Genomic DNA, 7,892 nt, shown 5'->3' on the forward strand with positions numbered 1-7,892 from the left:
GTTGTGGGAGAGTAAGTCACCGCCGACACCAAACAACAAACAAACAACAAAATAAAGTTTGTACCGAGAGGGGCAAGGACACCGATTCCAACGGTGACCTTGCCCTTTTTGCTTACAAAACAGCAGGGTTTTACAATCACACCCACAGACACTATTCACCCAGCTAGTTAGCTAGTAAGACGATCTTTTCGGGACTGATGAGTACCGAGCTATGAATTTAATAGTATGTTTCTGAGTATGGAAACAAATCCTGAAAAGATAGTTGATAATCTCTTGAAAGACATGAAAGAAGTTCATGACTGGATTTGCATAGCCGATGCAACTGCAGCCAATGGGAAAAATTCATTCCATGCTACTTACGAAGACGTCGTAACTATTCTTGAGGCCGTCAAAGAGTATCCTTCAGTGACTATCGGGAAGCTCGCAGGTCGTTTTATAGATCTCCCCGATAACTGGAGCCCCTCCGATGTAGCGGAGGCCATCTTTTCGTCAGCAGATCCCATAGGAGCGATGATGGATTTCTGGTTGCACTCTACAGAAGATGTCTATAGCTAGAAATATTGCTCCTGCATAAGAGCTAAGCCTACCTGTTGCCGGTTATGAGCTAGCACTGTTATGTCCATAGGGTTTTTGTACACGGAGTGCGGTGTCTTCTTGGACATGGAATCCATGGAGTTCTTGGACACTTCTAGCGATTTATGGTTATGGCCTGCGTTTCGGCCGGGGTTTGGATAGTTTCGGGTTCATCCGCGGTGGTTGGCGATGTTTCATTTCTTCAACGAGGTTGATGTTGATCTGACCGCCTGGTGGTCTGTGGCTCAACGTGATCGGCAGTGGCACGCTGAAGAGGAATTCACCGTCATGGGCCGTGTAGAACTCCGCAACGTTATCGGCTGTGACCGTGGAGTAGAGCCTGCGGTTTTTAAACCTCAGACCACTGTAGAGACCGAAGCCGCACACGCGTACAACGCCATCTTTGCTCACGCAGAGCTGGTCTGGGATACCCTAATGGTTTGTTGAATTTGTCGTCGGCGCCGTTAGTGTGGGGGTATCGGTGGGAGGTATGCCTTGCTGAGCTGCCATGTCATCGGTGCTGGCCTCGTGTGAAGTTGCCGCTTCAGCGGGGCCGTTTAGCATTTCGGGTACAGCGTGTGGATTGTGCGCCTGGTTGTAGGCGACTACGCGGGTCCAGACCTGTTCGGGATCGAGTGGATGCGTGGGCGATGGTGCCTTGGGGAAGGTATCGAAAGCCTGGCGTGGCGTGATGTGCATTTTGCCGACCAGCAGTGATTGGTGACGTCGTCGCTCGTTGTAAACTTGGCGGTATTCAGCCAGATATGCGTTGACCTCAGCAAGGCTAGCTGGGTGGCGTGCATCGAGGAACTGGGTCAACGTGCGGTGAGAGCGCTCGTCTTTTCCCTGGGTTGTCGGGGCGAAACCAGCACTAGTAAGTACGCCTTGGCTGGCGAGCCAGGTTTCAGTAGCAGAGAGAAAACCACGGTGATAGGTGGCGAACGCATCGCCATTGTCGGAAAGGATTTCTTGAGGTTTGCCGTAGACGGAAAACGCTGCGGCCAGCACAGCGCGCGCATCAGTACCGTTTTCTGGCAGAGCGAACGCTGTGGTTCCGACATCGAATCTGCTGGCGTCATCGATGATCTGGTAAATCGTGACATGTGTGTGGGCGTGGTCAAAGAGGCGATAGACCAGTGCATCGATCTGCCAGAGTTCACCGACGAGATCGCGGGCGAAGCGCTTATAGGAGCTGCGTGGCCGTTTGCGGGCGTTGGCATCAACGAATCCCAGCTCATGGAGCCACCAGGCAATTGTAGAACGCGACGGTGTGAAATCTGGACCTACGGTGTCGAACAAGAAGTAGTAGATCGACCAGGGCCCATAATCCAAGCCTTGCTCCATCAACTGTTGCCTGGCGTGGACGACTGCGATTTTGTCGGCCTCGTGGAATTTCTTAATCGGATTCTTCGGGGCAGTCGAATCCGGCACAATGCCTGCTCGGCCCTTCTGCGTTTGAGGTTACCCTCGTTTAGTGGTCACCTTATTTGTACGGATTTTGTGTCCGTAGGAGAGGATGTTCATTGTGAGTCAACAGCGCAAGAAGTACACGCCGGAGTACCGGCGTGAAGCCGCAAACCTAATGATCGAGTCAGAACGCCCGATCGTTCATGTGGCTAAGGAAATCGGTGTTTCCGCCGGGCTTTTAGGCCGCTGGGTCAAACTCGAGCGCGAACGCCGAGGGGCCTCGGATGGGCTAAGCGAAGCGGATCTTCGTGCTGAGAATGCTCGTCTGCGTCGTGAGCTGGCAGAAGCCAAGATGGATAACGAGTTTTTGTCACAAGCGACAGCCTTCTTCGCTTTAAGGCAACGCGATCAGAAAAGTTCGAATTGATGCAGCCAGAGCAAGGCTAACTACAGCATCAAGCGCATGGCGCGCTTGTTGAAGGTGTCTCGGTCTGGATACTACACATGGGCCCATATACAGCAGCAACGCTTATCCGGAAAAGATGATCGTGCATCATTTTACGATGGCGTTGATCGCAAGATTCACCAGATCTGAAAAAGACTCCGATGAGGTTTATGGTGCCCCGCGGATTACCGCAGAACTAGGTGAGCGCTACCAGATCAGTGTGAATCGCAAGACTGTGGCTAAGCGGATGCGTCTGATGGGCATTGAAGGGATGTCACCGCGTGCTTTTGTGCCGGTGACAACGATCCAAGCCAAGCGTAAATCTGCTTTTGATGACCTGGTAAAGCGCATGTGTGATACCGGTGAGCTCAATCGAGTATGGATGTCGGACCTGACCCCCATTTGGTGGACACCTGATATCCAGCCCAGTCGAGCTGGCAAGATTGGTAATCTACCACCATGTCCAGGTACTCCGAACAGTTCAAACGCGATGCCGTGGCCCTCTATGAGAACAATGAGGACCTCTCACTGAACAAAGCATCAGCAGAGCTCGGAATCAACCGTGCCTCGCTACATTCTTGGGTCAAAAAGTACGGCACCGGCAAACGTGCCCGCATAAAAGCAGTGCATGATAAAGCCCAAGCGGCGAATGATTCTGCGCGAATCCGACAGCTAGAAAAGGAAGTCTCTAAGCTGCGCGAAGAACGCGATATCCTGCGTAAGGCCGCGAAATATTTTGCTTAAAGCAGACTCACTGGTGATCCGCTTCCAGTTTGTCGATGACCACCGAACCGAATACTCGGCTTATGCGGATGTGCCACGTTTTAAAGCTGAATCGTTCCTCGTTTTACAAATGGGTGAGCACCCGCAAAAAGCGCAGGTTAAAGGTATATTCTGACGGTCTTATTGGTGCAAGGATCACAACCATCTTTGATGATGAGCACGGGCTTTATGGTGCTAAACGCATCGCCGCAAGCCTCAAGGAGGACACGACGTATACCCCGATCAATCACAAGAAGGTTGCACGCATCATGAAAACCATGGGACTAAAAGGCTTTAGCAAACGCCGCCGATGCATCACCACCCGGCGCAAGCCTGGTCACCGTGTCATGCCAGATTTAGTAGGCCGCAAATTCACAGCTGACGAGCCGAACCGTGTGTATGTCGGCGACATTACCTACCTGCCGTGCAAGGGAGGCAAGAACATGTATTTGGCCACAGTCATTGACACTTACTCACGGAAACTTGCAGGTTATGCACTCGCAGACCACATGCGGGTCTCACTGGTCATCGATGCCCTAGCCCACGCACACGACGTGCGCGGCAGTCTTGACGGGGCTATTTTCCATTCTGATCACGGCAGTGTGTACACCTCACAAACCTTTAGGAACTACTGCTCGTCGTTAGGTGTACGCCAGTCCATGGGAGCGGTAGGAACGAGTGCCGATAATGCCCTGGCAGAATCGTTTAACGCCACCTTAAAACGTGAAGTGCTGCGTGATCGGAAAGTCTTTGACAACCCAATTAGCTGCCGTCAAGAGGTCTTCCGGTGGTGCATGCGCTATAACACGCGCCGGCGGCACTCCTGGTGCAATCTCGTAGCGCCTGATGTCTTTGAAACCAAGACTTCGGCTATACTGACCACAGCAGCATAGCTAGCCCCCGATGTGTCCACTTTTCGGGGGTCGGGCCCCTTCGGCATTAACCCCGGTAGCCACGAGGACGGAAGCTTTGACCACGCGTCCTCCTTCGCGGACTTTCATGGTCAATGCATCACAGGCAACATACAGGTATGGACCGGTATCGAGTGGTCGGGTACGGAAGTCTTCGACCATCTCGTCCAGGTCTTTAGCCATGTCAGATACCTGCGACTTTGAAAGATTATTAATTCCCAAACTGGCGACGAGATCGTTCATCCTGCGTGTGGACACGCCTTTTAAATAGCAGGTAGCTATTACGGTTGTTAGTGCTCGTTCTGCCCGAGTGCGTCGTTGCAATAACCAGTCCGGGAAAATGACCCGGTACGTAGTTTGGGTACAGCGACATCAATGGTGCCAACGCGAGTATCAAGATCGCGGTGGCGGTAGCCGTTGCGGACATTGGTTCGAGACTTAGACGTGGTGGCGTAGTCGGCGCCGCAGATCTGGTCTGCTTGAGTCGATAGGATTTGGTTGATGAATCCTTGAAGCATCTCGCGCATGAGATCTGGGGATGCTTGGGCAAGCAATTCGTCTAAGTAGGTAGTCGGGTCTATAGAATATGGGCTAGCGGCCATCGTGGTTATCCCTTTCGAGGAAGTGTGGTTACGGAATCGAAAGGTACTACGGTGGTCGCCGGCCTCATTCATAAGGGGGCCCACCGTCAGTTACAGATACACCACGCTACTGGACGCAACCTATGCAGATTTACTCACTGGTTATTCCTGATGACTGTTTTTGACGCGATTGACCAATACTGCTCCAACTATAGTGAGCAGTATGAGGATAAAAAATCCGAGGATCGACTTGTTTGCGATGCCGACATAACCTGAAATTGCCAGCCCAAATAGTGCAACGACAATCGCATTAGGAGATATTTTATGCCTGTTCATCATTCCTCTTCACACTTGATTGTTAAGCACACTCGCTGCCACGGACGTTTCCGGCCCACGTGTAATGGACTTTTATGCGTTTATTGCAGCCCTTGTTGTGGCTGAGGACTACTGTTGCCCCGGTGATGATGGCTCCAACGACGGTGCGGGCAGCCCACCCGACACCGGGAATGGCGCAGATGGCGGTCCCTAGGGCAAAACCCGATCCGCTGATGATCATGTCCTGCTCAAGAGGGGTGAACTCTACCCAGAATCCCCCGTTTTCTTTTCCTCCGCTCACATAGGGAGTGACGGCATGTGGATCCCTTAACGTTAGATCCATGTGCTCGAGGTCGAAGGTTACGGTGGAGTCATCATTTACAGTTCGGGGAACATCCGAGTTGATCAGCTCCTCAAAAGCTTGATCCAGAACCTCCGGAGTGATTGATCCTTCTGCAGCGGTCTGTTCTTGGAACTCTTGAAGGGTTGTAGGATCGTCCTTTTCTGCAGCGGAGGCTAGTCCCTGACCGGCAAAAAGGATAGCTACGGAAGCTAGTGCCGTCAGTGCTTTTGACTGAGTTTTCATAGTGTTCCTTATTTCTAGAGAGATGGTTCACCTCCCGAGACTACATGTGTTCCAAAATAAGATCAATAGCAAAATGCGATCAATAACTTTGACGAACTGTGTGAGGGCATCTATCACACCTCACGCGAGAAGGCACTTGGCAGTGCTACGTCCAAGCCAACCCAAGCACGATGAATAACCTTTTAGTGGTCGATATTGCCCACCCTGACGCGCTTCTGCGCGCGATGTGGGACAGACGCGACTAGCTCCTAACGCTGTGGTGGAAACCCGCACAACGGGCCCGCACACGCAGTCTAATCGCTGACAACGCCATTACCCCGCACCGAGTACACGCCAAACGCAAGCCGCTGTCCTACGCCGCTCCGTCGATGGCGACAAGGGCTACTCCGGTCTGATGACTAAGAACCCAGAGCACATCGCCTGGGATAGCCATTGGGCACATTTGCAACGAGCTGAAGCCCCCCGGAGCCGCCTTATCCCGATTCTCATTAAGAGTGCATATAGTGTGGTGCTCCCCAGCCGCTTCGCGGCGTGGGCTCGGGCCGATTCTTTCGGCCCGAAAATCAGGCGGACAGCCCGCGCAAGACTGCCCGGACTGTCCGCCAGTACTGGCAGATGGATCAACAAAATATTTGGGCACATTCCGCCCGACCGCGCTTATCAGGCCTGCAGGGTAGTGCAGCCGCTTCACACGGCGCGCTGTGCGCCCGTCTAATCCGTTGAACACTCACCAGCGATCCCATGAAGGGCCGGGAGCTTCTGTGCGATTGAGTACCTGAGGACTGAATCAGGGCAACCGAGCCGGACAGCTCAGGCGGCAGCTCGACGGCGAGCGCCTGGAGCCGGACAACGCGACGGTTGCGATATTCTTTTTCCGCACGACCGAAATACAGCCGCGCAAGGAGGAATCCATGAAAAGAACCACGCCCCCACACCAGTTTTAATCAGCTCTCCACGGCGCTCTTGACTATTCTGCGCGCCATTCTCATAGCGTTCCTTATAGACCCCACCGCAATGATGAACAGTTGGATCGAACTGCTAGGCCTACTCGTCTTCTGGCCGTAGCGGCGACACACTATTGGCACTCTTAGTGACACCGGGACATAGTCCATCCAACCCAGTCTTGCTAAGAGAGGTTTTACTTAACTGCCTAGCGGCAGGGGAACCGTATATTGCTTACGGCATTTCCCACCTATCAAGACTTAAGCAATCCTAGCTCTCGCAGAGTCTTTAGGTGCAGATTCACTGTCCGCTTAGTAACGCCGAGTTCGTTCGCTATCTCACGTGCCAATGGAATTTCTCCAGTCTGCGAAAGCGCATCCAAAGCAACACTAAGGACTCTCGCTTGAGTGCTTTTCCCTTGGATAGAGCGTCGCTTGTTTGCAGCAGCTAAAGACTCCCGTTGTCCTTGCGCATATTTACCGTCGGGGTCTGTTTTCCAGCGTTGTGCGGCTTTCTGGCCACCTCTGCGGCCCATGGTGGTTAGTGCTTTACGCTCGCTACTGGTAGCTTTTCCTGACGCGCTAGCGCTTCCACAGGCTCTGCTCTTGGACTGGGTGACGTACCCGCGCACGCGACGTGCCATGGTTTGGCGGTCGCGCATGGGCGGCATCTCACTACTACGGCCTGCTCCGCCGTGGGCTTGTGCGACGTTGTAGGCGTGCTCGTAGGCATCGATAATCGCCGCATCAGTCAGACGCTGGCCTTGTTTGCGCAGACGATGGCCAGCCTTGAGCGCATGACGGAAAGCGGTTTCGTCACGTGCCGCTTTTCCCTGGGTAATCCACAGCACGCGTACCCCGTCGATAAGCTCCGGATCGTATTGGTCAAGACCATCAGCGATTTCAGCATCTACGCCCTGGGCAAGAGCTTTAAATGCTTGGGCTTCCTCACGGCGAGACTTCACTGCGTTGATAAGTTCCCGGCCAGAGGTAAATTGCTGGCGTGGGGCGGGGTTGAACTGGTCGTGTCCTGCCATGTCCCTCACCTTTTTTACCAAGTCTCCAAGCCGCATCACTCGGTTGTGCTGTCTGTACCAACGATAAGCCGTAGGAGCTTTACCTGTATAGAACGGGTTGCGGCTAAAGCGGTGGGAAAAATGCGGGTCGTGGTCTAAAAGCTCACCTAGTACGCGTGTGGTTGCTGCCAGCAGCTTCATCTGCGCTGATTTACCGCCACGGTCAGCGTAGACGGGGTCAATAAGCCAGATGAACTGGGCTTTCCCGTTAGTCGGGTTGAAGCGTCCTGGGTTTAGTTCCGCTTCTTTTACGGCCCTGTGTTGATGGGCTGGGTGAGATAGTACTCGGTTTCTA

7 protein-coding genes and 2 pseudogenes are annotated in these 7,892 nt (G+C 53.2%); 4 read left to right on the forward strand and 5 right to left on the reverse strand.

Annotated elements, in window-relative coordinates; all coding sequences use genetic code 11:
* Positions 1–237: 237 nt before the first annotated feature.
* The gene (locus ABRP98_RS11255; protein WP_349859307.1) at positions 238–555 is read left to right on the forward strand and encodes a hypothetical protein; all 318 of its coding nucleotides are present in this window, start codon (positions 238–240) and stop codon (positions 553–555) included.
* Between the two features lie 147 nt (positions 556–702).
* Here ABRP98_RS11255 and ABRP98_RS11260 read toward each other — a convergent pair whose 3' ends face one another.
* Both ABRP98_RS11260 and ABRP98_RS11265 read right to left on the reverse strand, forming a co-directional pair.
* Positions 703–984, reverse strand: a complete 282-nt coding sequence (locus ABRP98_RS11260) for a hypothetical protein (protein ID WP_349859309.1) — start codon at positions 982–984, stop codon at positions 703–705.
* 21 nt (positions 985–1,005) lie between these two features.
* Entirely contained in the window at positions 1,006–2,004 is a 999-nt protein-coding gene (locus ABRP98_RS11265; protein ID WP_349859311.1) for an integrase core domain-containing protein, read from the reverse strand.
* A 94-nt stretch (positions 2,005–2,098) separates the two neighbouring features.
* Between ABRP98_RS11265 and ABRP98_RS11270 the strand changes: the two genes are divergently transcribed.
* From ABRP98_RS11270 to ABRP98_RS11280, 3 genes and pseudogenes are all read left to right on the forward strand, one after another.
* Entirely contained in the window at positions 2,099–2,407 is a 309-nt protein-coding gene (locus ABRP98_RS11270; protein ID WP_349859313.1) for a transposase, read from the forward strand.
* 136 nt (positions 2,408–2,543) lie between these two features.
* Complete coding sequence (locus ABRP98_RS11275) at positions 2,544–2,957, forward strand: IS3 family transposase (protein WP_349859314.1); 414 nt, start codon at positions 2,544–2,546, stop codon at positions 2,955–2,957.
* Positions 2,885–4,080 (forward strand): annotated as a pseudogene (locus ABRP98_RS11280) (IS3 family transposase). Before ABRP98_RS11275 ends, ABRP98_RS11280 begins: the two are co-directional and overlap by 73 nt.
* Positions 4,081–4,110: 30 nt before the next feature.
* Here the strand turns inward: ABRP98_RS11280 and ABRP98_RS11285 are convergent.
* From ABRP98_RS11285 to ABRP98_RS11300, 3 genes and pseudogenes are all read right to left on the reverse strand, one after another.
* Positions 4,111–4,700: pseudogene (locus tag ABRP98_RS11285) on the reverse strand (transposase); the annotation flags it as partial.
* A 337-nt stretch (positions 4,701–5,037) separates the two neighbouring features.
* Entirely contained in the window at positions 5,038–5,580 is a 543-nt protein-coding gene (locus ABRP98_RS11290) for a hypothetical protein (RefSeq protein ID WP_349859316.1), read from the reverse strand.
* 1,195 nt (positions 5,581–6,775) lie between these two features.
* Positions 6,776–7,789 carry a replication initiation protein gene (locus tag ABRP98_RS11300; protein ID WP_349859319.1) on the reverse strand — a complete coding sequence of 338 codons (1,014 nt, stop codon included), beginning with the start codon at positions 7,787–7,789 and terminating at the stop codon, positions 6,776–6,778.
* Between the last annotated feature and the right edge of the window lie 103 nt (positions 7,790–7,892).

The sequence above is a fragment of the Corynebacterium sp. KPL2838 genome, assembly GCF_040225455.1.
GTDB classification, from domain to species: Bacteria; Actinomycetota; Actinomycetes; order Mycobacteriales; family Mycobacteriaceae; genus Corynebacterium; species Corynebacterium rhinophilum.

What these genes read in the sequence shown, in the direction of transcription:
- ABRP98_RS11255 (WP_349859307.1), top strand. Translation starts at nt 238, where the DNA reads ATGGAAACAAATCCTGAAAAGATAGTTGATAATCTCTTGAAAGACATG.
- ABRP98_RS11290 (WP_349859316.1), bottom strand. Translation starts at nt 5,580, where the DNA reads ATGAAAACTCAGTCAAAAGCACTGACGGCACTAGCTTCCGTAGCTATC.
- ABRP98_RS11275 (WP_349859314.1), top strand. Translation starts at nt 2,544, where the DNA reads ATGGCGTTGATCGCAAGATTCACCAGATCTGAAAAAGACTCCGATGAG.